Source organism: Pseudolabrys taiwanensis (assembly GCF_003367395.1).
Taxonomy (GTDB): Bacteria; Pseudomonadota; Alphaproteobacteria; order Rhizobiales; family Xanthobacteraceae; genus Pseudolabrys; species Pseudolabrys taiwanensis.
On sequence record NZ_CP031417.1, the window covers coordinates 1,418,207 to 1,442,213 of the forward strand.

Consider the following 24,007-nt stretch of genomic DNA (forward strand, 5'->3'; position numbering starts at 1 on the left):
AACGTACCATGGGTGAGTTCGCCGTCGGTCAGGGCGTATCGCGTTTCGAGGATCCCCGCCTGCTCCGAGGCGGCGGGCGTTACATCGACGATCTCAAGCTGCCGGGCATGGCGCACGGTGTCGTCGTGCGCGCCCAGCATGCGCACGCCAAGATCGTCGGCATCGACACCACGGCCGCCAAGGCCGCGCCGGGCGTGCTGGCCGTGCTGACCGCCGCCGATATCAAAGCCGCGGGCCTTGCCGACATTCCCGTGCCCGGCGGCCTCAAGCGGCGCGACGGCACGCCGATGTACAAGCCGCGTTATCCGATCCTTGCCGAGACGCATGTGCGCTGGGTCGGCGACGCCGTCGCTTTCGTGGTCGCCGAGACCGTCGCGCAGGCGCAGGACGCGGCCGAGATGGTCGTCGTCGACTATGACGAGCTGCCCGCGGTTGTCTCCACCGCCGAGGCGCCCAAGCCCGGCACGCCGAAGGTGTGGGCGGATGCGCCCGATAACATCTGCTTCGTCGAGCTGATCGGCGACAAGGCCGCGACCGATGCCGCCTTCGCCAACGCTGCGCATGTCGTCAAAGGCGAGTTCGTGATCAACCGCGTCACCGCCGCGACGATGGAGCCGCGCGGCGCGGCGGGCCACTACAATGCCGCGGACGGGCGCTACACCTTCTACGGCCCGATGCAGCGGCCGCATCCGACGCGCACCGAGCTCGCCCAGGTGATGCGCGTGCCGGAGAGCAAGATCCGCATCGTCACCGGCGATACCGGCGGCTCGTTCGGCATGAAGTCGCCGATCTTTAACGAGACGCCGCTGGTGCTGCTGGCCTCGAAGCTCACCGGCCGGCCGGTGAAGTGGATTTCGACGCGCACGGAAGCATTCCTGTCCGACGCGCAGGCGCGCGACAACATCACGACGGCCGAGCTCGCGCTCGACAAAGACGGCATGTTCCTCGGACTGCGCGTGCAGACCATCGCCGCGATCGGCGCCTATCTGCAGACCGCGACGCCGGCCTTCGTGCTCAATGCCGGGACATTGGCCGGCGTCTATCGCACGCCGGCGATCCACGTCGACATCACCGCCGTCTACACGCACACCAATCCGGTAAGGCCCTATCGCGGCAACGGCCGGCCCGAAGCCGCCTTCGTCATCGAGCGCATGGTCGATCTCGCCGCGCGCCAACTCGGCATCGACGGCGTCGAGCTGCGCAAGCGCAATTTCATCACGCCGAGCGCCATGCCCTACAAGACCGCCCTCACCTTCACCTATGACAGCGGCGATTTCGAAAAGGCCACCGACATGGCGGTCGAGATGGCCGACGTGAAGGGCTTTGCCGCGCGCAAGGCGGAGGCGCAGAAGCGCGGCAAGCTGCGCGGCCTCGGCCTCTCCTACACCATCGAGCGCGCCGGCGCGGCCAGCCTCGAAGGCGCCGAGGTGCGCATCGACAAGTCCGGCACGGCGACGCTGTTCTCAGGCTCCAACAGCCAGGGCCAGGGCCACGAGACCGTGTTCAAGCAACTGGTCTGCGACCGCCTCGGCCTCGATCCCAACGAGGCCTATTACATTCAGGGCGATACCGACGAAGTGTTCTTCGGCGAAGGCACCGGCGGCTCGCGCTCATCGAGTCTGGCGGGATCCGCCTTCCATCTCGCCACCGAGAAGATCGTCACCAAGGCGCGGGCGATCGCCGCGCATATGCTGCAGATCGAGGAAGCGGACCTCAAGTTCGACGAAGGCGTGTTCTCGTCGACCAAGACGAACCGCACGCTGACGATCAAGGAACTGGCCGCGGCCGCGCTCGAGCCGAAGAACGTGCCCAAAGGCATGGAGCCCGGCCTTCTCGCCAACGCGATCTACACCGCGCCGGTCGCCAACTATCCGAACGGCTGCCACATCTGCGAGGTCGAGATCGATCCGGAGACCGGCAAGACCGACATCGTGCGCTACAACGTCGTCGACGACGTCGGCACCGTGCTCAATCCCAAGCTGCTGCACGGGCAGATCCACGGCGGCATCGCTCAGGGCGCCGGCCAGGTGCTGATGGAGGACATCCACTTCGACGCCTCCGGTCAGCTCGTGACGGCCTCGTTCCAGGACTACGCCATGCCGCATGCGCACGACTTCCCCGATATGGAGGTCGAGAGCTGCCCGGCGCCGACGCCGACCAATCCGCTCGGCGTCAAGGGCGCGGGCGAAGCCGGCGCGGTCGGCGCGATGCCCGCGGTCAGCAACGCCATCGTCGATGCGCTTGCGGAATTCGGCGTCACGCATATCGAGATGCCGGCGACGCCAGAGCGCGTGTGGCGGGCGATACAGCGCTAACCCGTCATTCCGGGGCGTGGTCGGGAGTCGAACGTAGGGTGGGCTGAGCGCAGCGAAGCCCACGCGCAGAGACGACGTGCGCACGACGCGCAAGCGCGCACCTTTGCGCACGCTACGATCCGATTTGGTCCAACGCCGCACGCACGCGGGCGATCACCGGCGCCCAGCCTGCGCCGTCCTCCTGGCGGAACAGCCGCGCGGTCGGATACCAGGGACTGTCGGCGCGGTTCAGCAGCCAACGCCAATCGGGGATGCGCGGCAGCAGCACCCACACCGGCCGGCCGAGCGCACCGGCGAGATGCGCGATGCTGGTATCGACGGTGATGACCAGATCGAGCTGCGACAGCATCGCCGCCGTGTCGGCGAAGTCGCCGAGCAGTTCGCCGACCTGACGCACGTCGCCGCGCGCCGCCAATAATGCCGCATCGGCGTCGCGCACATCCTTCTGCACGACGACGAAGGTCGCATCGGCGCCCAGCAGCGGCGCCAGCACCTCGAACGCGATCGAGCGCTCCTTGTCGCGCAGATGCGCGGCATTGCCCGACCAGCACAGACCGATCTTGCGACGGCCGTCCTGCGGCAGGCGCGCCGCCCACGCTGCCGCCAATGCTGGCGGCGCGCTGAGATACGGGACATCCGCCGGCACGGTGGCGAGTTCGGTGCCGAAGGCGTGTGCCAAGCTCATCAGCGGGCAATGGAAGTCGAAAGCCGACGGCGCGCTGCCCTTGAGCACGACCTCCACGCCGGGCAGCGAGCGCATCAGCCGCTCGACCTGCGGTTCGACCTCGAGCACGACGCGCGCGCCCCGCGCCGCCGCCAGCGGCGCATAGCGGCAGAACTGGAGGGTATCGCCGAAGCCCTGCTCGCTGTAGAGCAGCAGCGTGCGGCCGGCGATATCCTCGCCACGCCAGAGCGGCTGCGGGTAGTCGCGCTTGGCCGGCGCCAGACGCTCATAGGTCCAGCGCCATTCGTATTCGGCGAAGCCGCGCTTCAAGTCGCCCAGCAGCAGACGCAGCGACGCCTCGTTCCAATGCGCATCGGGGAACGCGGGATCGGCCTCGACGGCGCGGTCGTAGCTCGCCAGCGCCTCGTCAAAGCGCATCATCTCGTAGAGGCTTGCGCCGCGGTTGGAATAGGCCGCGGCGTAGTCCGGCTTGAGCGCGACGGCACGGTCATAGCTCGCGACCGCGTCGTCGTAGCGCTGGAGCGCGTGCAACGTCGCACCGCGATTGTACCAGGCCGCGGGATAATCGGGCGCAAGCGCCAGCGCGCGATCGAAGGCCGCCATCGCGTCGTCGTGACGCTCGAGCGCATGGAGGGCCATGCCGCGATTGACGTGCGCCTCGACGAAGTTCGGCTGCGTCGCCAGCGCGCGGTCGCAACTCGCCAGCGCCTCGGCGTGACGTTTGAGCTCATTGAGCGAATTGGCGCGATTGACATAAGCGGCGGCCAAAGCGGGCCGCAGCGCGAGCACGCGGTCGTAGCTGGCGATCGCCTGCTCGAACCGGCCGAGGCCGTGCAGGACGTGGCCGTGATTGTAGAGGGCCTCGATGTGATCTGGCTGCAGGGCGAGCGCCCGCTCGAACGCGGCGAGCGCCTCCGGCAACCGCTTCATGTCCGACAACACGGCGCCGCGATTGGAATGGCCGGTCGCGTAGTTGGGCTGCAGCGCCAGCGCCTTCTCGTAGCTCGCCAGCGCTTCGTCGAAACGGCCCAGCGCCTTCAGCGCGTTGCCCCGGTTCGACAGCGCCTCGGCGTGCCTGGGCTGCACGGCGAGCGCCTTGTTGTAGTTCGCGACCGCCTCCTCGTTCCGGCCGGCGGCCGCCTGCACCACCGCCAGCACGTAAAGGGCATCGAAGAAGTTGCGCTTGGTCGCGACGATCTTGAGGCAGACCTCTTCGGCTTCGGCGAGTCGGCCGCCGCGATAGGCCTGCAGCGCGCGGTCGAGGGCGAGCGACAATTTCGAGGCGGCGGCGTTCATGACAGGTGCGCTTGTTGGCGTCGGCGGCTGGCGGGATACGCGAATCGTCGGAGCGGCATCGGTATTCTGCCAGCCGAAGCGCGCGAACGGCGCAGCTTTATGCGCTGGCGGACATATGTACCTGCGACTAAGCTCGTGCACACGATTCGCATGCTGGCGCTGTCATCGCCCGTGCCGTAACGCGTCCCTGTGCCCGCCGCGTCTCTGCAATTTTCTGCCGTAAGGAGCGCCTTCATGCGCAATGTCGGACGCAAGCTCGCGTTCGTGCTCGCCTCGTCGAACCACGGGACCATGATCATCAATCGGTTCGATTACCGCATCCAAGACGGCATCGGCGTGGGCGTCGGACATCAGCTGCTCGAGCAGGCCTGCTTCGACCCGGTCGAGGTGGAACTGGCGGTGCAGCTCCTGGAAATGCGGCGGCGCTTCTTCGGCGACGGCGCGGTGGCCATCGACTGCGGCGCCAATATCGGCGTGCACACGGTCGAATGGGCGACGGCCATGACCGGCTGGGGCTCGGTGGTCGCGATCGAAGCGCAGGAGCGCATCTATTACGCCCTCGCCGGCAATATCGCGATCAACAACGCTTTCAACGCCGTCGCCATGCACGCGGCGGTGTCGTCGGTCTCGGGCGTGATGAGCATTCCGGAGCCGGACTACCTCAAGGCGTCGAGCTTCGGCAGCCTCGAATTGCGCCAGCGCCCCGACAACGAATTCATCGGCCAGCCCATCGACTATTCCTCCGGCAAGCTGGTGCCGGTGCAGCAGCTGGCGCTCGACGACATGAAGCTGCCGCGGGTCGACCTCATCAAGCTCGACATCGAAGGCATGGAGATGGAGGCGCTGGAAGGCGCGCGCGAGACGATCGAACGCTGCCATCCGATTTTGCTGATCGAGCAGATCAAGACGGGACGCGAGGCGCTGAGCGCCTGGCTCACCGCGCGCGGTTATCAGCCGATCGATGCCGGCATCAACATCGTCGCCGTGCACGAGAGCGATCCGACGCTGCAGCATCTGAACGCGGCGCGCGGCGCGGCGGCGCAGACGCAATCTTCGGCGGCGTAACGCGGCCGGCCCGGAGGGCACGGCCGTAGGGTGCGTAAAGGCGCGCGCTTTTGCGCACGCCGTGCGCACGCATCACTCTCGCGCATTTGGCAAATATCCGCGTGGGCACGGGGCTAACGCGCCTTTGCCCACCCTACGGGGGCTGGGTCCCCGCTTTCGCGGCGACGAACGGGCGTGTGGCCCTCACCCCGCGCGGCGCGGCAGATGCAGGCCGCATTCGCGGCTGCCATTCGCTTCCCACCACCAGCGGCCATTGCGCTCGGGCTCGCCTGGCTTGATGGCGCGCGTACAGGGCTCGCAGCCGATCGAGGCGAAACCGCGCGCGTGGAGCGCGTTGATCGGCACGTCGTGCGCGGCGACTTCCGCCAGGACGCGGGCCCGCGTCCAATCCAGCAGCGGATTGACCTTGATCAGATCGCGGCTGGCGTCGACATCGGCGAGGCTCGCGGCATGACGCGTGCCGGTCTGATCGGCGCGCACGCCGGTCAGCCACGCCCGCGCGCCGGCCAGCGCCTGGTCGAGAGGCTTCACCTTGCGCACATCGCAGCAGGCGTGACGCGCCTCGACCGACTCATAGAACCCATATGCGCCGTCGCGCGCGACCAGACGCTCGAGCGCCGCGCCGTCGGGATAAATGGCGCGGATGCGGCGGCCGTAACGCGCCTCTGTCGCGCTCCACAATTCGTAGGTTTCGGGAAACAGCCGCCCGGTGTCGATGGTGACGACGTCGATATCGAGGTCCTGCGTGCAGATCCAATGGAAGAGCAACTGGCCTTCGATGCCGAAGCCGTGCGTGAAGACCAGCCGCCCCGGCAGCTCACGGCGCAGCAGAGCGAGCCGCTCCGGCGGCGACAGCGCCGCCATTGCATGCGCCAACGCACTTGCCTGCGACGCCGTGTCGGGCGGCAGGTCATGAGCGCTGTCCGATGGGACGAGCGGCAGATCGAGAAGGGAAAGCGACGATTCACGAAACATTTGACGCCAGACATGTGTACCGAAATGCCTGCTGTCAAAGGCTGAATATCATTCGCCGGCCGAGCCGTTTCGGCGAAGGCCTATGCTCGCAACGCGCGCTCTGGCGCGATGGCTATGCCAAATGGCGACGTGGAGGCGCGGGCAACAAACATGTCGCCGATCGGCGCGACGGCGCAAGCGGCATCCGCCTCACCGTGTCGCGGGGAAATAACATCCTCCGACATGGATCGTTCTTTCATCCAGGCAAGCGATGTCAGCAACCATATTCCCGCGCAGCCTCGAAACGGAGAAAGAACGCGCGCCGGCGTCACTCGATGCCCGCGCCGCCGTCGATCGGCGCCGGCTGGTAACCGTCGGCCGCCAGCGCCGTCAAAATCTCGTTGGCGTGCGCGGCATCGCGCGTCTCGATGGTGACGTCGAGCTTGGCGCCCTTGGCCGGCACGTCGAGCAGCAGCCGCTTGTGTTCGACCTCGAGGATGTTGGCGCCGAGCGCGCCGAGGCGCGTGGCGATGAGGCCGAGCGTGCCGGGCCGGTCGGGGATGCTCAGGCGGAACGAGACGATGCGGTGTTCGCGCTCGAGCTCGCGCACGGTGATGGAGGCGAGAATGCGCGGATCGATATTGGCGCCTGAAAGAATGAGCCCCACCCGCTTGCCGCGGAAGCGCTCGGGATAAGCGAGCAGCGCGGCGAGCCCGGCCGCGCCCGCGCCTTCGGCCACCGTCTTCTGCAAGGTGGTGTACGCATTCACGGCCCGCTCCAGGTCGGGCTCGCCGACGAGCAGCAGATCGTCGACGAGCTCGCGCACGATCGACACGGTCAGCCCGCTGACGCTCTTGACCGCGATGCCCTCGGCCAAGGTCGATCCGCCCGCGGGCCGGTTGTCGCCGCGCACCGCATTCCACATCGAGGGATACAGCGCGCATTCGACGCCGACGATCTCGATGTCCGGCCGCAAGGCCTTGGCGGCGACGGCATTGCCGCCGATCAGGCCGCCGCCGCCGATCGGGATGACGAGGCAATCGAGTTCGCCGAACTCTTCGAGCATCTCGAGCGCGATGGTGCCCTGCCCGGCGATGATGCGCGGATCGGCGTAAGGGTGCACCTCGACATAGCCCTTCTCCCGCACCAGTTCGCCGACGCGCTCCTGCGCTTCGTTGACGGTTTCGCCGTGCAGGACGACGTCGGCGCCGTGGGAACGCGTCGCCGCCAGCTTCACGAAGGGCGTGGTGACCGGCATGACGATGGTCGCCGGAATATGCAGCCGCGCCGCGTGATAAGCGACGGACTGGGCATGGTTGCCGGCCGACATGGCCACCACGCCGCGCGCCCGCTCGGCCGCGCTCAGCGAGGCCAGCTTGACCAGCGCGCCGCGATCCTTGAACGAGTTGGTGATCTGGAAATTTTCGTATTTGACGAAGACCTCCGCGCCCGTCAGCGCCGACAGCTTCGGCGCCGGCAACATGGGGGTGTGCACCACCGCGTCCTTGAGAACGCGGCGGGCTTCTTCGATATCGGCAAGCGTCACGGGCAGCACGGGGACCTCCAGATCGGCGCACCATGCCGCACGCGGGGGCCATCGGCCAGTGCGCAACCGCCCTGGCGGCGCCTCTTTTCCAGCCCTATCTTAATGGCTCCAGGCGCGAGGGGGTTGGTGCCATGCCGATCGATATCAAACCGCACGCTTACGATCCGATCCGCAACCCCGAACTGTTCGAGGGCGTGCTGGCGCGCCGCATCGTCGCCTTCGTCATCGACTTCGTCCTCATCGCCATCCCCGTGGTGCTGGCGGCGATGTTTATCTTCGCCTTCGGCCTCGTCACGCTCGGGCTCGGTTTCGCGCTCTACTGGCTGCTGCCGCCCGCCACGGTGGTGTGGGCGCTGATCTATTTCGGCGCGACCTTGGGCAGCCCGCGCTCGGCGACGATCGGCATGCGCGTGATGAATCTGGAGATGCGCACCTGGTACGGCGCGCCCGCTTATTTCGTGCTCGGCGCGGTGCACGCCATCGTCTTCTGGGTCTCGATTTCGGCGCTGACGCCGTTCATCCTCCTGGTCGCCTTCTTCAACGACCGGCGGCGGCTACTCCACGACATCGTGCTCGGCACGGTGGTCATTAACAACTCCGAGCGGGCCGCCATGCTAAGAACAGGGAACCCGGGTTACGGCGCCGCATGACGACCTTTGACGGCACGACTATACCGCGCGATGCTACCCGAATCGTGGGGCAATGGGAGGAGCGCTTGTGCGAACCTTACCTTCCGCCAATGAAATGGTTTGACGCGTGACCCAACATTCGCGCGATACACCGCAGTTCTACCTCACGGCGCCTTCGCCCTGCCCGTATTTGCCCGGCCAGGAAGAGCGCAAGGTGTTCACGCATCTGGTGGGCGAGCGCGCCGGCGAGCTCAACGACCTGCTCACCCATGGCGGCTTCCGCCGCAGCCAGTCGATCGCCTATCGCCCGGCCTGCGAGAGCTGCCGCGCCTGCATCTCGGTGCGGGTGATTGCGGCCGAGTTCAAGCCGTCGCGCAACATGCGGCGCCTGGTCGATCGCAACAGCGACCTGATCGGCGACATGCGCTCGCCGACGCCGACCTCCGAACAGTATTCCGTCTTCCGCGGCTATCTCGACGCGCGCCACCGCGACGGCGGCATGGCCGACATGACCGTGCTCGACTACGCGATGATGATCGAGGACAGCCACGTCGACACCCGCGTGGTGGAATATCGCCGGCGCGGCCCCGATAGCGGCATCACCGGGCGCGGACAAGGCGAGATCGTCGCCGTCGCGCTCACCGACGTGCTGAGCGACGGGCTGTCGATGGTCTACTCGTTCTTCGACCCGGCCGAGGCCGACCGCTCGCTCGGCACCTTCATGATCCTCGATCACATCCAGCGCGCCCTGAAGATGGGCCTGCCCTACGTCTATTTGGGCTACTGGGTCTCGGGCTCGCGCAAGATGGATTACAAGGGCCGCTTCTTGCCGCAGGAACGGCTGATGCCGGCGGGCTGGATGCGGGTCGATAAATAGCCTTCAGCCTGAAACCGTGTCGATCAGCAGCTTCACGTTCAGCACGACGATCAGCGCCGCGACGATCCACGCCAGAACCGCGACCGGACGCGGGATCGCGAAGCGGCCCATCTTCCGCGCATCGGTCGTGAACATGACCAGCGGGATCACGGCGAAGGGCAGCTGCATCGACAGGATCACCTGACTGAAGATCAGCAGCTTGCCGGTGCCGCTCTCGCCATAGATCGCGGTCACGATAACCACCGGCACGATGGCGATGGCGCGCGTGATCAGGCGCCGCATCCAATGCGGCAGGCGAATGCGCAGAAAGCCTTCCATCACGATCTGCCCGGCGAGCGTCGCCGTGACGGTGGAGTTCAGGCCCGAGGCGAGCAGCGCGATCGCGAACAGCACCGACGCGATGCCGACGCCGAGGAGCGGCGACATCAACGCATAGGCCTGCTCGATCTCCGTCACCTCCTTGCCGTGCGCATGGAAGACCGCGGCCGCGACGATGAGAATGGCTGCGTTGACGAACAGCGCCAGCATCAGGGCGATGGTGGAGTCCACGGTCGCCCAGCGGATGGCCTGCCCCTTCCCCTCGTCGGTCCGCTCGTACTGGCGCGTCTGCACGATCGACGAATGCAGGTAGAGGTTATGCGGCATCACCGTGGCGCCGAGGATGCCGATGGCGATGTAGAGCATCTCGGGGTTGGTGACGATTTGCGGCGACGGCACGAAACCGCCGAGCACGGCAGCGATCGGCGGCGCCGCCATGGCGATCTGCGCGGCAAAGCACCCGGAGATGATGATCAACAGCGCGACGATGAAGGCCTCGAGGAAACGGAAGCCTTTGCTCATCAGCAGCAGCACGAGAAACGCGTCGAGCGCCGTGATCAGCGCGCCGCCGATCAACGGAATGCCGAACAGCAGGTTCAAGGCAATGGCGGTGCCGATCACCTCCGCGAGGTCGCAGGCGATGATCGCCAACTCGCAGGCGATCCAGAGCACGAAGCCGACCGGCCGCGGATAGGCGTCGCGGCAGGCCTGGGCGAGGTCGCGGCCGGTGGCGATCCCGAGACGGGCCGACAGTGCCTGCAACAGGATGGCCATCAGATTGGAAATCATGATGACCGCGAGCAGCGTGTAGCCGAACTTCGATCCACCGGCGAGATCGGTCGCCCAGTTGCCGGGGTCCATATAGCCGACCGAGACCATGTAGCCCGGCCCCGAGAAGGCAATCAGCCGGCGCACCCAGGAGCCATGCCACGGGACGGCAACGCTGGCATGCACCTCGGACAGGCTCGGCCGCTCGGCACCGGAGGCCGTGCGCCAGCCCGTTTCGCTATTGCCGGACATGGGATTGAAGGGACCCTTGGCAGTTTCACTCGAAACGGTCATCGCATGTGCCCAGACTTAACGCCATCGGTTTTCTGCAGTTGCAACTTAGTTGCAAAAAGAAATCTGGCAGTGCCGACGGGAACCGTCAAGCGGCCTGGGGCCAACCGTGGCAAAAAAGAAAGCCGAAGCTCCGATTCGGACCCTTTCCACGCCGGCCGCTCCTGTTCCAGGCTGGAACCTCTGCGATGGAACCGGGTTGTCAGACGCTCGAATCCAGAGGGCTCGGAGGGACACCGCGCGTGAGCGGACCGAAAATCAGATGGCTGTGGGCATTGGCGCTCGCGGCTCTCGTGGCAGCCCCAGCCTGGGCCGCCGCCCCCACTGGCGAAGCCTCCAAAGGCCCCTCGGAGGTCATTTTCATCGTCGAGGTCGTGGCGCTGATGATCGTCGGCCGCCTGCTCGGCGAACTGATGCTGCGCTGGGGCCAGCCTGCGGTCATGGGCCAGCTCGTCGCCGGCCTGCTGCTCGGGCCGTCGTTCTTTGGCCTGATCGCGCCCGACCTGCAGCACATGATCTTTCCCAAGACGCCTGAACAGAAGGCGATGATCGAAGGCGTTTCGCAGTTCGGCGTCCTGCTGCTGTTGCTGCTCACCGGCATGGAGACCGATCTCAAGCTGGTGCGTCAGACCGGCCGGGCCTCGGTCTACGCCTCGGTCATGGGCATCATCGTGCCCTTCGCGTGCGGCGTGGCGCTCGGCGAGATGCTGCCGGACTCGCTGCTGCCCGATCCGGAAAAGCGGCTGATCACGTCCCTCTTCCTCGGCACGGCCCTCGCCATCGCCTCGGTGAAGATCGTCGCCGTCGTCATTCGCGAGATGAACTTCATGCGCCGCGTGGTCGGCCAGGTGATCCTCGCTTCCGCCATCATCGACGACTCGATCGGCTGGATCATCGTCTCGGTGATCTTCAGCCTCGCTTTGCACGGCGCGATCGAGCCGCTGTCGGTCGCGCAGAGCGTGATAGGCACCATCCTGTTCATGGTGGCGAGCTTCACCATCGGCCGGCGCCTGGTGTTCTTCGCCATCCGCTGGGTGAACGACACCTTCGTCAGCGAATTCGCCGTCATCACCGCCATCCTGGTGATCATGAGCGTGATGGCGCTGATCACGCATCTGATCGGCGTGCACACGGTGCTCGGCGCCTTCGTCGCCGGCATTCTGGTCGGTGAATCGCCGATCCTCACCAAGCATATCGACGAACAGCTGCGCGGCCTGATCACCGCGTTCTTCGCGCCGGTGTTCTTCGGCATCGCCGGCCTGTCGGCCGACCTCTCCATCCTCGCCAACCCGCAGGTGGCGCTGCTCACGACCGGCCTGATCGTCATCGCCAGCGTCGGCAAATTCGGCGGCGCCTTCGTCGGCGCCGAACTGGGCGGCCTCACCAAGCGCGAAGGCTTCGCCCTCGCCTGCGGCATGAATGCGCGCGGCTCGACCGAGGTGATCATCGCCACCGTCGGCCTGTCGATGGGCGCGCTGAACCAGGATCTCTTCACGATGATCGTCGCCATGGCGGTGATCACCACGATGGCCATGCCGCCGACCTTGCGCTGGGCCCTCTCCCGCATTCCGATGCGCAAGGAGGAAAAGGAGCGCCTCGAGCGCGAGGACATGGAGGCACGCGGTTTCGTGTCCCATCTCGAGCGGCTGCTCATCGCCGTCGACGACAGCGCCAACGGCAAGTTCGTCACGCGCATCGGCGGCATCCTCGCCGGTCACAATGCGATGCCGACCACCGTCATGCACATCGAGCCCACCAAGACGCGCAGCAAGTCGGCGGCCGCCGAGGCCGATGAGAAGGCCAAGCAGGCCGCCGAAACCATTCAGGCCGTAGCCGAACGCAGCCGGTTGTCGAAGGAGGACGAAGAGAAGGAAAAGAGCGATCTCAAGCTCGACATCAGCACCGCCGTGAAAGCCGCGCCGAATGCCGAGCACATCGCGGAAGAAGCCGAGAAAGGCTACGACCTGATGCTGATGGGGTTGAACAAGCCGGTCGTCCGCAAAAACGAGTTCAGCGACGACATCACCAATCTCGCCGCCGGCTTCCAAGGCCCGCTCGCCGTCGCCGATGCCCGCGGCGATCTCCTCAAGGACCCGCTACGCGGCCGCATGAGCATTCTCGTGCCGGTGAACGGCACCGAAGTTTCGCGCCGCGCCGCCGAAGTCGCGATCACCATCGCGCGCGCCAGCCGCGCATCGATCACCGCGCTCTATGTCGCCCCGAGCGCGCGCACCAAGAAACGCTCGCGCCGCAACGAAGAAGCGATCCTCAAGGACATCGCCAAGTTGGCGGACACTTACGGCGTCGAGATCAAGACCACCGTGCGCGCCGACATCGCGGCCGACGAAGCGATCGTCAAGGAAATGCACCGCCGCCGCGCCAATCTTGTCGTGCTCGGCGTCGGCCGCCGCCCCGGCGAAGGTCTGTTCTTCGGCGATACCGCGGCGTCATTGCTGGAGAAGTCGGATCGCGCGCTGTTGTTCGTGGCAACGTGAGGCGCGCGCTTTTCCCTCCCCTGAAAGGGGAGGGTCGATCGCGCAAAGCGCGATCGGGGTGGGGTCGCGCTCAAGATGTTTACTCGCCCCGCCGGCTCGCTTTCGCTCGCCACCCTCCCCGCAAGCGGGGAGGGATTGGGAGGCGCCGCCGTCTAATCCTCGCTCGCCTTCGCGGTGGGCGACGCGATGAACTTGTTGCTCTTGGGGAAGCCCTTGGGCGCGATCTTGCCGGCGTCGGCGCGGTTGCCGCGCCATTCCTTCAGCTCCTTGAGCGGCAGCGTGAAGGAGCGCCCTGCCCCCGTGGTCCAGGTCAGGCCCACTTCGGCGCGGAAGACGCAGATGTCCGACAGGCCCTTCTGCAGATAACGCTGCAGGCGCACGCCGCGGCCCTTGGTCATCTCCGGCACCTGCTCGATACCGAAGATCACCATCTTGCGGTTTTCGCCGACCGCCGCGACCAGTTCGCCATCGGCGACGGTCAACGCCGCAGCCTTGTCCGGCGCCTTCAGGTTCAACACCTGCTTGCCCTTGCGCGTCGTGCCGAGCACTTCGCTTTCCGGCACGATGAAGCCGTTGCCGTCGTAGCTCACGACCAGGAATTTGCGGTCGCCCTGATAGGCCATCGCGGCAACGACATCGGCGTCCTCGAGATCGATGAACAGTCGCACCGGCTCGCCGTGACCACGGCCGCCCGGGAGCTTCTGCGCGTCGATGGTGTAGAAGCGCCCGTTCGAGCCGAAGATGAGGACCTTGGCCGTGTTCTCCGTCGGAAAGGCGAACTTCAGCGAGTCGTCCTGCTTGAAGGCGACGCCGGACAGATCGGCGACGTGGCCGCGCAGCGCGCGGATCCAGCCCTTCTCCGACACGACCACCGTGATCGGCTCGCGGATGACCATGGCTTCTTCGATCGCCGCGACGTCATGCGCCGGCGCTTCGCCGAAGGTCGTGCGGCGCTTGCCGATCTCGGTCTTGGGGCCGAACTTCTCGCGGATCTCCTTGATCTGCGCGCCGACCGCCTGCCACTGCTGCTCCTCGGAGCCAAGCAGCGCCTTGAGCTTCTTGAGTTCGTCGCGCAGCGCCTTGTCCTCGCCGCGGATCTCCATCTCCTCGAGCTTGCGCAAGTTGCGCAGCCGCATGTTGAGGATGGCGTCGGCCTGGACGTCGGTCAGGTTGAACGTCTTCATCAGGACGGGCTTGGGCTCGTCCTCGGTGCGGATGATCTTAATGACCTTGTCGAGGTTCAGATAGGCGACGAGATAGCCGCCGAGCACTTCCAGGCGGTGCTCGATCTCCGCCTGGCGATGCTTCGACCGGCGGATCAGCACCTCGCGGCGGTGGTCGAGCCATTCGCGCAGCGCTTCGGCAAGGCCGAGCACCTTCGGCACGCGGCCCTTCACCAGCACGTTCATGTTGAGCGGAATGCGGCTTTCGAGCTCGGTGAGCTTGAACAACGATTCCATCAGCAGTTCGGCATCGACCGTGCGCGCGCGCGGCTCGATGACGAGACGGACGTCTTCCGCCGATTCATCGCGCACGTCGGCGACGAGCGGCAGCTTCTTCTCGTTGATCAGCTCGGCGAGCTTCTCGACGAGGCGCGATTTCTGCACCAGCCACGGGATCTCGGTGATGACGATCACCCAGGTCCCGCGGTTGCCCTCTTCCACCTTCCAGCGCGCGCGCACGCGGAACGAGCCGCGGCCGGTGGTGTAGGCCTCGGCGATCGAGTCATGACCGTCGACGATGATGCCGCCGGTCGGGAAGTCCGGACCCTTGACGTATTTCAGCAGCGTCTTGCCGCGCGCATTCGGATTGTCGATCAGATGCAGCGCCGCGTCGCACAGCTCGGCGGCATTGTGCGGCGGGATCGACGTCGCCATGCCGACGGCGATGCCTTGCGAGCCGTTGGCGAGCAGATTCGGAAACGCCGCCGGCAGCACCACCGGCTCTTCGCTGGTGCCGTCATAGGTGGCGCGGAAATCGACCGCATCCTCGTCGATGCCGTCGATCAGCAGGCGCGCGACCTCGGTGAGCCGTGCCTCGGTGTAACGCATGGCGGCGGGATTATCGCCGTCGATGTTGCCGAAATTGCCCTGCCCGTCGACCAGCGGATAACGCTGGGCGAAGTCCTGCGACAGGCGCACCAGCGCGTCGTAGATCGCCTGGTCGCCGTGCGGATGGAAGTTACCCATCACGTCGCCGACGACCTTGGCCGACTTCTTGAACGCGGCGCCCGGATCGAGGCGCAACAGACGCATGCCATAGAGGATGCGGCGGTGCACCGGCTTGAGACCGTCGCGCGCATCCGGCAGCGCGCGGTTCATGATGGTCGAGAGCGCATACGCCAGGTAGCGCTCCTCGAGCGCCTCGCGCAACGCGACGTCCTCGACCTTGCCGTCTTCTGGAGGGGGAATCACTCTTTTAGCCATGGTGGACTAGCTACTGCGCCGATCCCGGATGAACAAGTGATGAACGGGCCAGCCATCCAATCTTCTAATTTTCAATGGTAATTTGAGAACTTACTGGGTTCCGTCACGTTATCGGGAACAGACGTTCCGCGGGATGCCGGGACGTAAATGGAGGAAGCAATGCGACGTATTGTACTCGCCATCGCCGCGACCCTCGCGATCTTCGCCGCGGGCTCGCTGGCACCTAGCCGGGCCGAGGCCATGACCGTGTCCACGCCGGCCGGCATCGCGGCCGCGGTGGATGCCACAGGGCTGGCCCAGGACGTGGCCTATGTCTGCCGCCGCGTCTGGCGCTGCGGCCCCTATGGCTGCGGCTGGCGGCGGTTCTGCACCAACACCTATCCGCGCTATTATGGCCGTCCGTACTACTATGGCCGCCCCTACTATCGCGGCTATCGCGGTTACGGCTATCGGCATTACCGCCGCTGGTAACGGCAACGTGACGAAGACTCTTGTAACCTCGTGCGTCGCGGCCGGCCTCGCCGTAGGGCCGGCCCTGATCGAATAATACGGTGGACGTCGTTGTTGGGAGACCGGGTCGCCGATCCGGGGAGGACCAACGCTCAACTGAGAGGAAAAAGAAGATGCGCATGATCGCTCTGTCGGCCCTGGTGGCTCTCGGTCTCGGCTTTGCCGCTACCACCGGCGCTTCCGCGGCTCCCGCCGCCCCTGCCAGCGGCCTGAGCCAAGGCCTCAACGCGAGCTCGCTGCTGCAGGACGTGGCTGTGCGCTGCCGTAACGTGCGCGTATGCCGCCCCACGCCCTACGGCCGCCGCTGCCGTTGGGAGCGCGTCTGCCGCCGCGTGTGGTAATCGGAATCAATCGTACACAGAACGGCCCGGCGATCGCCGGGCCGTTTTTTTTGCGCGCTTCGTCAAGCAGCGTTCGACAACGCCCTCGCCAGCGCGGCGATGAAATGCGCGCGCTCGTCGCCGAGCAGCAGACCGCGCGGCTCCAACACATAGCGATTGAGGAAGAAGCCGGTCAGTACGAAGCCGTCGGCGACATCGCGCCCTTCCGGCTCCGCCTCCTGATCGCGCAGGAAAGCCGGCAGCCGCAACATGCGGTCGGCATAGGGCGTCCCCGCCGTACGCGACACCGCCCGTCCCGATTTCGGCGACACGTAATCGAGTTCGTCCGTCGCGCCGGTCGCGACGCATTGCTCGAGATCGAGTCCGAAGCCGAGTTCGGACAGAAGCTGCAACTCGAACCGCACCACCGCCGGCGCGATCGCCGCCGCATCGTCGAGATGATCGAGCATCTCGTCGAGGATCGCGTACAGCCCCTCGTGCGGATCCCGCTCCGGCAGAAGGCGCATCAACGCCGACAGATGGGAAAGACCATAGATGGCATGCTGCGCGCCAAAGAACTTGGCGGCACGCAGATCCAGCGCCTCGACCGTATACGCGCCGAGATGCTCGTCGAGCCGCGCGCGCCAGGTCGCGCTGACGCGGTTGCCCGGCTGCAGGATCGGTCGCAGGCGCGAGCCGGTCCCGCCGCGCACCATGCCGAGATGACGCCCGTGCTCGCGCGTCATCAGGTCGAGGATGGCATTCGCCTCCCCGTGCCTTTTGACCCCCAGCACGATGCCTTCATCGGTCCATTGCATTTACTGGCCTGACTTTACCTTTCGCTGCCAAATTTGAACGATACTCCAAGTGCGCGAGGCCAAACATGAAGATTTGGAAGTCTGTTCAGTACACCTTCCTCGTCGCGAGCTTTCTCGCGATGCTCGCAGCAATGCTGCTTACAGCATGGTTGGCAACAACGGACGTCCACAAGATTACCGATTCCGAACATCCTGTTCGCCATCAATACGGGCCTGTGACTTTCTTTATTAATCAATCGCAGGACACTTGGATAACGCGCTTTTGGATAATTTTCGGAGCCTGCTTCGTTTGCGGTGTCATTATTGCGCTGTTGCGGGGTGATATCCGCGGGCAAAAACGGTAGTCACGCAGCGCATAATACTCTGCGCCCGCGTCATCAGGTCGAGGATGGCGTTCGCCTCCCCGTGCCTTTTGACGCCCAGCACGATGCCTTCATCGGTCCATTGCATGTTATTGTCGTCCCCGCGAAGGCGGGGACCCATAACCCCTGAGCTAACGACGGCGCGTATTCTCGACCAAAAGACAATTTATTCCGTGCCACAAGGAAACGCTGCGGCGTATGGGTCCCCGCCTTCGCGGGGACGACACATCACTCCTTCGGAAACTCCAGGCCCATCGCGCGGTAGCGCTCGGGGTCCTCGCCCCAGCCTTCGCGCACCTTCACGAACAGGAACAGGTGCACCTTGCCCTCGGTGATCTTTTCGATCTCGCGGCGCGAGGCTTCGCCGATCGCCTTGATCGCCGCCCCGCCCTTGCCGAGCACGATCTTGCGCTGGCTTTCGCGCTCGACATAGATCGTCTGCTCGATGCGCACGGCGTTGCCGCGCAATTCCTTCCATTGATCGGTTTCGACCGTCGAGTGATACGGCAATTCCTGGTGCAGCCGCTCGAACAGTTTCTCGCGCGTGATCTCGGCCGCGAGCTGCCGCATCGGCGCTTCCGAGATCTGGTCCGCCGGGTAGAGCCACGGCCCGAGCGGCATGCGCCCCGCCAGCCAGCGCTTCAAATCGGCGACGCCGTCGCCGGTCAGCGCCGACACCATGAAGGTGGCTTCGAACTTCGATTTCTCGTTGGCGACCTGCGTCAGCTTGAGCAGCGCTTCCTTGGCCGTCAGATCGACCTTGTTGAGGATGAGGATCTTCTCGCCCTTCACGTCGGCGAGCCGATCGAGCAACGCCTCGGCTTCCTCGTCGATGCCCTTGCGCGCATCGATCAGCACGGCCACCAGATCGGCTTCGTGCGCGCCGCTCCAGGCGGTCGTCACCATGGCGCGGTCGAGCCGACGCTTCGGCGAGAAGATGCCCGGCGTATCGACGAAGATGAGCTGCGCCTTGTCCTCGACGGCGATGCCGCGAATGAGCGCCCGCGTCGTCTGCACTTTGTGCGAAACGATCGTGACCTTGGAGCCGACCAGCGCGTTGAGCAGCGTCGACTTGCCGGCATTCGGCGCGCCGATCAGCGCGACGAAGCCGCAACGGGAATCGCCTTCCGGCGCGAATTGTTCAGCCATCGAGTTTGTCCGCGGCAATGCCGACGCGCGCGAGCATGGCGGCTGCTGCCGCCTGCTCCGCCGCCCGCTTGGAGGATCCGATGCCTTCCGCCGTCGGCCGGTCTGGCAAACTCACCGACACGCGAAATTCCGGATCGTGATGTGGCCCGGTGCGCTCGACCTCCTTGTAGGCCGGCGCCGGCAGGCCGCGCCCTTGCGCCCATTCCTGCAGCAAAGTCTTGGGATCGCGCAACGGGCGCAGCGGCTTGAGCATGCGCTCGCGCCAGAAACGATCGACCAGCGCCTCGGCCGCGGCATAGCCGCCGTCGAGAAACACGGCCCCGACAAGCCCCTCGCAGGCATCGGCGAGGATGGTCGCGCGCAGCCGGCCGCCGGCATGCGACTCCGACGAGCCGAGCTTGAGCGCGGGACCGATATCCATGACGCGCGCGACCTCGGCGCAGGTTTCCTTGCGCACCAGATCGGACAGGCGGCGCGACAGCTCGCCCTCATTGGCGCGCGGGAACGACTTGTAGAGCATGTCCGAGATCACGAGCCCGAGCACGTGATCGCCGAGAAACTCCAAGCGCTGATAGCTGGCATTGCGGTTGCCGCCGGCGAGCGCGGAGATGTGCGTGAGCGCGCGCTCCAGCAGCTCCTTGTCGGTGAACGCGTAACCGATCCGCTCCTCGAGAGCCGCGCGTTCCTTATCCTTGGCCGACTTCCGGCTCATCTTACGATCGTGAACAACCTGTTCCAACGGACCGACACCGGCCAGCGCCAGAACTGCCAGGCGCGCTCGCCCTCATAGACCGAGAAGAAGATGATCTGCGCCTTGCCGACGATGTTCTCGAACGGCACGTAGCCGACCTGCGACAGGAAACGGCTGTCCGTCGAGTTATCGCGGTTGTCGCCCATCATGAAGTAGTTGCCGGGCGGCACGGTGTAGACCTGGGTGTTGTCGGCGAAGCCGTTGTCGACCAGATCGAGCGTGTAATAGCTCACGCCGTTCGGCAGCGTTTCCTTCCAGCGCTTCACCGGCTGCTCGCGCACGCCCTCTTCGTTCTCGATGAAGTCCGGCGCGCGCTCGCGCTTGATCGGCACGCCGTTGATGTTCACGACCCCATCGATGACCTGGATCTTGTCGCCGGGCAGACCGATCACGCGCTTGATGTAATCGGTCGAGGTGTCCTTGGGCAGCCGGAAGACGACGACGTCGCCGCGCTCAGGCGTCATGCCGCCCGGAATGCGCCCCGAGAACAACGGCGGCGACAGCGGCAGCGAGTACTGGCTGTAGCCGTAGGAGTATTTCGAGACGAACAGGTAGTCGCCGACCAGCAGCGTCGCCTTCATCGAGCCGGACGGGATGTTGAACGGCTGAAACAGGAAGGTCCGGATCACCAGGGCGATGATCAGGGCATGGAAAATGACCTTAACGGTCTCGGAAAAACCGCCCTCTTTCCGCTTGGTTCCGGATGTCACGCTCATCGGCCTCTTGTCCCGCCTTTCGGCAACCGCACCCGGCGGTCTTGTAGCCGCTCACCCGAAGGGGCGCAACGAAGATCGCCCCAACCTACGCATAACCTTTTGGCAAACTTGATGTTCTGGCCTCAACCAGACGTGGCGGGGACGGCCGAAATGATGACGATGGCCTGGGCGGTCGGCCCTTCGTCGGTCAGCGACACGTCGATGGTCGCCTGGTAGCCGGGCGGCGTGATCGCCTTGAGGCGCGCCAGCGCCCCACCGGTGAGCTTCATGGTGGGCCGTCCGGACGGCAGGTTGATCACCCCCATGTCGCGGAAGAACACGCCCTTGCGAAAGCCGGTGCCGAGCGCCTTGGCGCAGGCCTCCTTGGCCGCGAAGCGCTTGGCATAGGTCTCGACCCGGTTGGCGCGGCGCTCGGCCTTGGCGCGTTCGGCGGGCGTAAAGATGCGATCGAGGAAGCGGTCGCCATGCCGTTCGAGCACCTTCTCGATGCGGCGCGCGTCGCAGAGGTCGGAGCCCAGCCCAATGATCATGCTTTTTCCTTGAGCGCGGCGCCCGCGATCTGCCGGCGTCCCCGGTCCATGGCGGCGCGCATGAACCGCACGGTCTCGGCCAGGCCCTCGAACACGGCCTCCCCGATCAGAAAATGACCGATGTTCAGTTCGACGATCTGCGGCAACGCGGCAATGGTTTCGGCGGTCGCGTAATCGAGGCCGTGACCGGCATGCACTTCCAGGCCGACGCTTTGGGCGAGCAAGGCGCCGGCGCGGATGAGCTGCCACTCGGCCTCCGCTTCGGTGTGCCGGCCCTCGGCCAGCGCATCGCACCACGCCCCGGTATGGATCTCGATCACCGGCGCGCCGATCTCGGCCGCCATCTCGATCTGCGCCGGCGCCGCCGCGATGAACAGCGACACGCGGATGCCGGCGTGCTTGAGCGCATGCACCGCCGGCTTCAGCGACGCCGCCTGCCCGACCACGTCGAGCCCGCCTTCCGTCGTGCGCTCCTCGCGCTTCTCCGGCACGAGACAGACGGCATGCGGCTTAGTGTGAAGCGCGATGCGTACCATCTCCTCGGTCGCCGCCATTTCGAAATTGAGCGGCTTGTCGATCTCGGACTTGAGCCGCGCCATGTCGTCGTCGCGGATATGGCGACGGTCTTCGCGCAAATGCGCGGTGATGCCGTCCGCACCGGCCGCGATGGCGAGCTTGGCCGCGCGCACCGGATCGGGATGCCGCCCGCCGCGCGCGTTGCGGATGGTGGCGACGTGGTCGACGTTGACGCCCAGACGGATGCGGTTGCTCATGCGAACTTACCCGTTCACGCGCTCGGCTTTCGCCACCATCGGCTTGGCGCGCAGTTGCGCGAGGATCGCGGTGAGATGCTTGAGGTCGTAGACCTCGAGATCGATGGTCACGTCGGTGAAGTCCGGCGCGCGCCGCGACATGTTGATGTTGTCGATATTGCCGTCGTTCTCGGCGATCACTTGCGCGATCTGCGCCAGCGAGCCCGGCTCGTTCACCGATTGCACGGCGATGCGCGCGGGGAAGCGGCGCGGCGTCGTCTCGTCCGCGTCCCAGCGCACGTCGAGCCAGCGCTCGGGATGATCCTCGAACTCGCTCAAGGCCGGCGACTGGATCGGATAGATGGTGATGCCCTCGCCCGGCGCGACAATGCCGACGATCCGGTCGCCCGGGACGGCGCCGCCATTGGGCGCGAAGCGGATCGGCAGATCGCTGTTGATGCCGCGGATGGGGATCGCCGCGCCGGTGTCGCTGTCCGGCACCTTGAACTTGACCGAGGTGAGCTTCTTGAGGCCGAACCAGCCGCTTTCCGCGCGCTTCGGTCGCGCCGCCATCGCGGCGGCCCGCTCTTCGCGGTAGTCGGGATACATCGCGCGGGCGACGTCGGAAGCCTTCAGTTCGCTGCGCCCGACCGCCGCCATCACCTCCTCGATCGACGAGCGCGCAAGGCGCGGCAACGCGCCGGTGAGCTTCTCGTCGGAATAGGCGATCTTGGCGCGGTGGAACAGGCGCTCGACGATGCGGCGGCCGAGGCCGGCATATTGGTTGCGCACCGCGACGCGGGTGGCGCGGCGGATGGCGGCGCGCGCCTTGCCGGTGACGACCAGCGACTCCCAGGCCGCCGGCGGCGCCAGCTGCGCCTTCGACACCAGCACCTCGACCTCGTCGCCGTTGAGCAGTTCGGAGGTGAGCGGCGCAATCTTGCCGTTGATCTTGCAGCCGACGGCCGTGTTGCCGACGTCGGTATGCACCGCATAGGCAAAGTCGATCGGCGTCGCCTTGCGCGGCAGCGCGATCAGCTTGCCCTTCGGCGTGAAGCAGAACACCTGATCGTGGAACAGTTCGAGCTTGGTGTGCTCGAGGAACTCCTCAGGGTTCGAGCCTTCGGCCAGCAGCTCGATGGTGCGGCGCAGCCAGGCATAGGCCGTCGACTCGCGCGACAGGAGTTCGGTCGGCGAGCCGGCGCCGTCCTTGTAGAGCGCATGCGCGGCGATGCCGTATTCAGCGATCTCGTGCATCTCGCGCGTGCGGATCTGCAGCTCGACGCGTTGCTTGCCGGGGCCGATCACCGTGGTGTGGATCGAGCGATAGTCGTTCGCCTTCGGCGTCGAGATGTAGTCCTTGAAGCGGCCGGGCACGGTCGGCCAGGTCGTGTGCACGATGCCAAGCGCCTGGTAGCAGTCGGCCATCGTCTTCACGATGACGCGGAAGCCGAAGATGTCGGACAGCTGTTCGAAGCCGACCGACTTGCGCTCCATCTTGCGCCAGATCGAATAAGCGCGCTTGCGCCTGCCCTTCACCACCGCGTCGATGCCGCGGTCGGAAAGCTTCTTCGTCAGCTGGCTTTCGATTTCCGTAATGAGAACGCGGCTCTTGTCTTCCAACGCGTTGAGACGCGCGGTCACGACCGCATAGGCGTCGGGATAGAGCTCACGGAATGCGAGGTCGTCGAGTTCCTCGCGCAGCTCATGCATGCCCATGCGGCCGGCGAGCGGCGCATAGATCTCCAGCGTCTCGTCCGCCGTCCGCCGGCGCGACGCCTCGCGCATGTAATGCAGCGTGCGCATGTTGTGCAGGCGATCGGCGAGCTTGATCAGCAGCACGCGCACGTCGTCGGCGATGGCCAGCAGCAGCTTGCGCAGGTTCTCGGCCTGCTTGGCTTCTTTGGTGACGAGGTCGAGCTTCTTGAGCTTGGTCAGGCCCTCGACCAGCCGGCCGATATCGGGGCCGAACAGCTGATCGATCTCGGCCCGGGTGGCGGCGGTATCCTCGATCGTGTCGTGCAGCAGCGCCGCCGCGATGGTGGCGTCGTCGAGCTTGAGGTCGGTCAGGATCGCCGCCACTTCGAGCGGATGCGAGAAGTACGGGTCGCCCGAGGCGCGGCGCTGATCGCCATGCGCCTTCATGGCGTAGACATAGGCGCGGTTGAGCAGCGCCTCGTCGGTGTTCGGGTTGTAGGCCCTGACCCGCTCGATCAGGTCGTACTGCCGCATCATCTGCGGCTTACGCGGCGGCGGCGCGGCCGGCTTGTCCTGCGCCGGAACGGCAACGGCCCCGAGCGGCGCCCGGATGGGAGCCTGCTTCTGCATGCGCGGAAGATCGGGACGCGGACGCATCATACCTGCCTATCGGACCGCGGCTCCTTGGTTAACGAGCGTTTGCCGCGATCTCTGTCGTAATTACAGATATCACGTC

20 protein-coding genes and 1 pseudogene are annotated in these 24,007 nt (G+C 66.0%); 8 read left to right on the forward strand and 13 right to left on the reverse strand.

The annotated features are described in order from the left end of the window. Positions 1–8 precede the first annotated feature (8 nt). Positions 9–2,315, forward strand: coding sequence for a xanthine dehydrogenase family protein molybdopterin-binding subunit (locus tag DW352_RS06820; RefSeq protein ID WP_115689731.1), 2,307 nt, complete (start codon positions 9–11; stop codon positions 2,313–2,315). 112 nt (positions 2,316–2,427) lie between these two features. Here DW352_RS06820 and DW352_RS06825 read toward each other — a convergent pair whose 3' ends face one another. Beyond that, positions 2,428–4,296: a tetratricopeptide repeat protein gene (locus DW352_RS06825; RefSeq protein ID WP_115689732.1), complete on the reverse strand. Its 1,869-nt coding sequence runs from the start codon at positions 4,294–4,296 to the stop codon at positions 2,428–2,430. 234 nt (positions 4,297–4,530) lie between these two features. On the opposite strand from DW352_RS06825, the gene DW352_RS06830 reads away from it, so the two are divergent. Then, a complete protein-coding gene (locus DW352_RS06830; RefSeq protein ID WP_115689733.1) occupies positions 4,531–5,361 on the forward strand; it encodes an FkbM family methyltransferase in 831 nt (276 codons plus the stop codon). A gap of 183 nt (positions 5,362–5,544) precedes the next feature. Here the strand turns inward: DW352_RS06830 and DW352_RS06835 are convergent, their stop codons facing one another. Together DW352_RS06835 and DW352_RS06840 are read right to left on the reverse strand one after the other, a co-directional pair. Then, positions 5,545–6,336 carry a phosphoadenylyl-sulfate reductase gene (locus DW352_RS06835; protein ID WP_115689734.1) on the reverse strand — a complete coding sequence of 264 codons (792 nt, stop codon included), beginning with the start codon at positions 6,334–6,336 and terminating at the stop codon, positions 5,545–5,547. A gap of 307 nt (positions 6,337–6,643) precedes the next feature. Further along, positions 6,644–7,870 (reverse strand): threonine ammonia-lyase, encoded by a 1,227-nt coding sequence (locus tag DW352_RS06840; RefSeq protein ID WP_210209940.1) that lies wholly within the window; start codon positions 7,868–7,870, stop codon positions 6,644–6,646. Positions 7,871–7,992: 122 nt separating this feature from the next. Here DW352_RS06840 and DW352_RS06845 point away from each other — a divergent pair, with 122 nt between their 5' ends. Both DW352_RS06845 and DW352_RS06850 read left to right on the forward strand, forming a co-directional pair. Then, positions 7,993–8,511 carry an RDD family protein gene (locus DW352_RS06845; RefSeq protein WP_115689735.1) on the forward strand — a complete coding sequence of 173 codons (519 nt, stop codon included), beginning with the start codon at positions 7,993–7,995 and terminating at the stop codon, positions 8,509–8,511. A gap of 106 nt (positions 8,512–8,617) precedes the next feature. Further along, entirely contained in the window at positions 8,618–9,367 is a 750-nt protein-coding gene (locus tag DW352_RS06850; RefSeq protein WP_115689736.1) for an arginyltransferase, read from the forward strand. A 3-nt stretch (positions 9,368–9,370) separates the two neighbouring features. Here the strand turns inward: DW352_RS06850 and DW352_RS06855 are convergent, their stop codons facing one another. After that, positions 9,371–10,705 carry an Nramp family divalent metal transporter gene (locus DW352_RS06855; RefSeq protein ID WP_115694273.1) on the reverse strand — a complete coding sequence of 445 codons (1,335 nt, stop codon included), beginning with the start codon at positions 10,703–10,705 and terminating at the stop codon, positions 9,371–9,373. Between the two features lie 281 nt (positions 10,706–10,986). Between DW352_RS06855 and DW352_RS06860 the strand changes: the two genes are divergently transcribed. After that, positions 10,987–13,239, forward strand: coding sequence for a cation:proton antiporter domain-containing protein (locus DW352_RS06860; RefSeq protein WP_245434349.1), 2,253 nt, complete (start codon positions 10,987–10,989; stop codon positions 13,237–13,239). A gap of 152 nt (positions 13,240–13,391) precedes the next feature. On the opposite strand, the gene parC is transcribed toward DW352_RS06860, so the two are convergent. Further along, positions 13,392–15,665 carry a DNA topoisomerase IV subunit A gene (gene parC / locus DW352_RS06865; RefSeq protein ID WP_115689738.1) on the reverse strand — a complete coding sequence of 758 codons (2,274 nt, stop codon included), beginning with the start codon at positions 15,663–15,665 and terminating at the stop codon, positions 13,392–13,394. Between the two features lie 159 nt (positions 15,666–15,824). Between parC and DW352_RS06870 the strand changes: the two genes are divergently transcribed. Together DW352_RS06870 and DW352_RS06875 are read left to right on the forward strand one after the other, a co-directional pair. After that, positions 15,825–16,136, forward strand: a complete 312-nt coding sequence (locus DW352_RS06870; RefSeq protein WP_115694274.1) for a hypothetical protein — start codon at positions 15,825–15,827, stop codon at positions 16,134–16,136. Positions 16,137–16,294: 158 nt separating this feature from the next. Beyond that, a complete protein-coding gene (locus DW352_RS06875; RefSeq protein ID WP_162826827.1) occupies positions 16,295–16,516 on the forward strand; it encodes a hypothetical protein in 222 nt (73 codons plus the stop codon). Positions 16,517–16,578: 62 nt separating this feature from the next. Here the strand turns inward: DW352_RS06875 and recO are convergent, their stop codons facing one another. Continuing rightward, a complete protein-coding gene (gene recO / locus DW352_RS06880) occupies positions 16,579–17,313 on the reverse strand; it encodes a DNA repair protein RecO (RefSeq protein WP_115689741.1) in 735 nt (244 codons plus the stop codon). 65 nt (positions 17,314–17,378) lie between these two features. Here recO and DW352_RS26720 point away from each other — a divergent pair, with 65 nt between their 5' ends. Then, positions 17,379–17,657 (forward strand): hypothetical protein, encoded by a 279-nt coding sequence (locus DW352_RS26720; RefSeq protein ID WP_162826664.1) that lies wholly within the window; start codon positions 17,379–17,381, stop codon positions 17,655–17,657. Between the two features lie 22 nt (positions 17,658–17,679). On the opposite strand, the pseudogene DW352_RS27295 reads toward DW352_RS26720, so the two are convergent. The 7 genes and pseudogenes from DW352_RS27295 to DW352_RS06915 all read right to left on the reverse strand — a co-directional run. Further along, positions 17,680–17,763, reverse strand: a pseudogene (locus DW352_RS27295) (recombination protein O N-terminal domain-containing protein); the annotation flags it as partial. A 140-nt stretch (positions 17,764–17,903) separates the two neighbouring features. Beyond that, positions 17,904–18,824: a GTPase Era gene (gene era, locus DW352_RS06890; protein WP_115689743.1), complete on the reverse strand. Its 921-nt coding sequence runs from the start codon at positions 18,822–18,824 to the stop codon at positions 17,904–17,906. Further along, a complete protein-coding gene (gene rnc / locus DW352_RS06895; RefSeq protein WP_115689745.1) occupies positions 18,817–19,536 on the reverse strand; it encodes a ribonuclease III in 720 nt (239 codons plus the stop codon). The genes era and rnc overlap by 8 nt, the downstream gene beginning before the upstream one ends. Then, a complete protein-coding gene (gene lepB, locus DW352_RS06900) occupies positions 19,533–20,291 on the reverse strand; it encodes a signal peptidase I (protein WP_115689747.1) in 759 nt (252 codons plus the stop codon). The genes rnc and lepB overlap by 4 nt, the downstream gene beginning before the upstream one ends. Positions 20,292–20,413: 122 nt before the next feature. Next, positions 20,414–20,821: a holo-ACP synthase gene (gene acpS / locus DW352_RS06905; RefSeq protein ID WP_115689749.1), complete on the reverse strand. Its 408-nt coding sequence runs from the start codon at positions 20,819–20,821 to the stop codon at positions 20,414–20,416. Next, positions 20,818–21,594, reverse strand: coding sequence for a pyridoxine 5'-phosphate synthase (locus DW352_RS06910; protein WP_115689751.1), 777 nt, complete (start codon positions 21,592–21,594; stop codon positions 20,818–20,820). Before DW352_RS06910 ends, acpS begins: the two co-directional genes overlap by 4 nt. A 6-nt stretch (positions 21,595–21,600) precedes the next feature. Further along, entirely contained in the window at positions 21,601–23,928 is a 2,328-nt protein-coding gene (locus tag DW352_RS06915) for a RelA/SpoT family protein (protein WP_425374651.1), read from the reverse strand. Positions 23,929–24,007 lie beyond the last annotated feature (79 nt).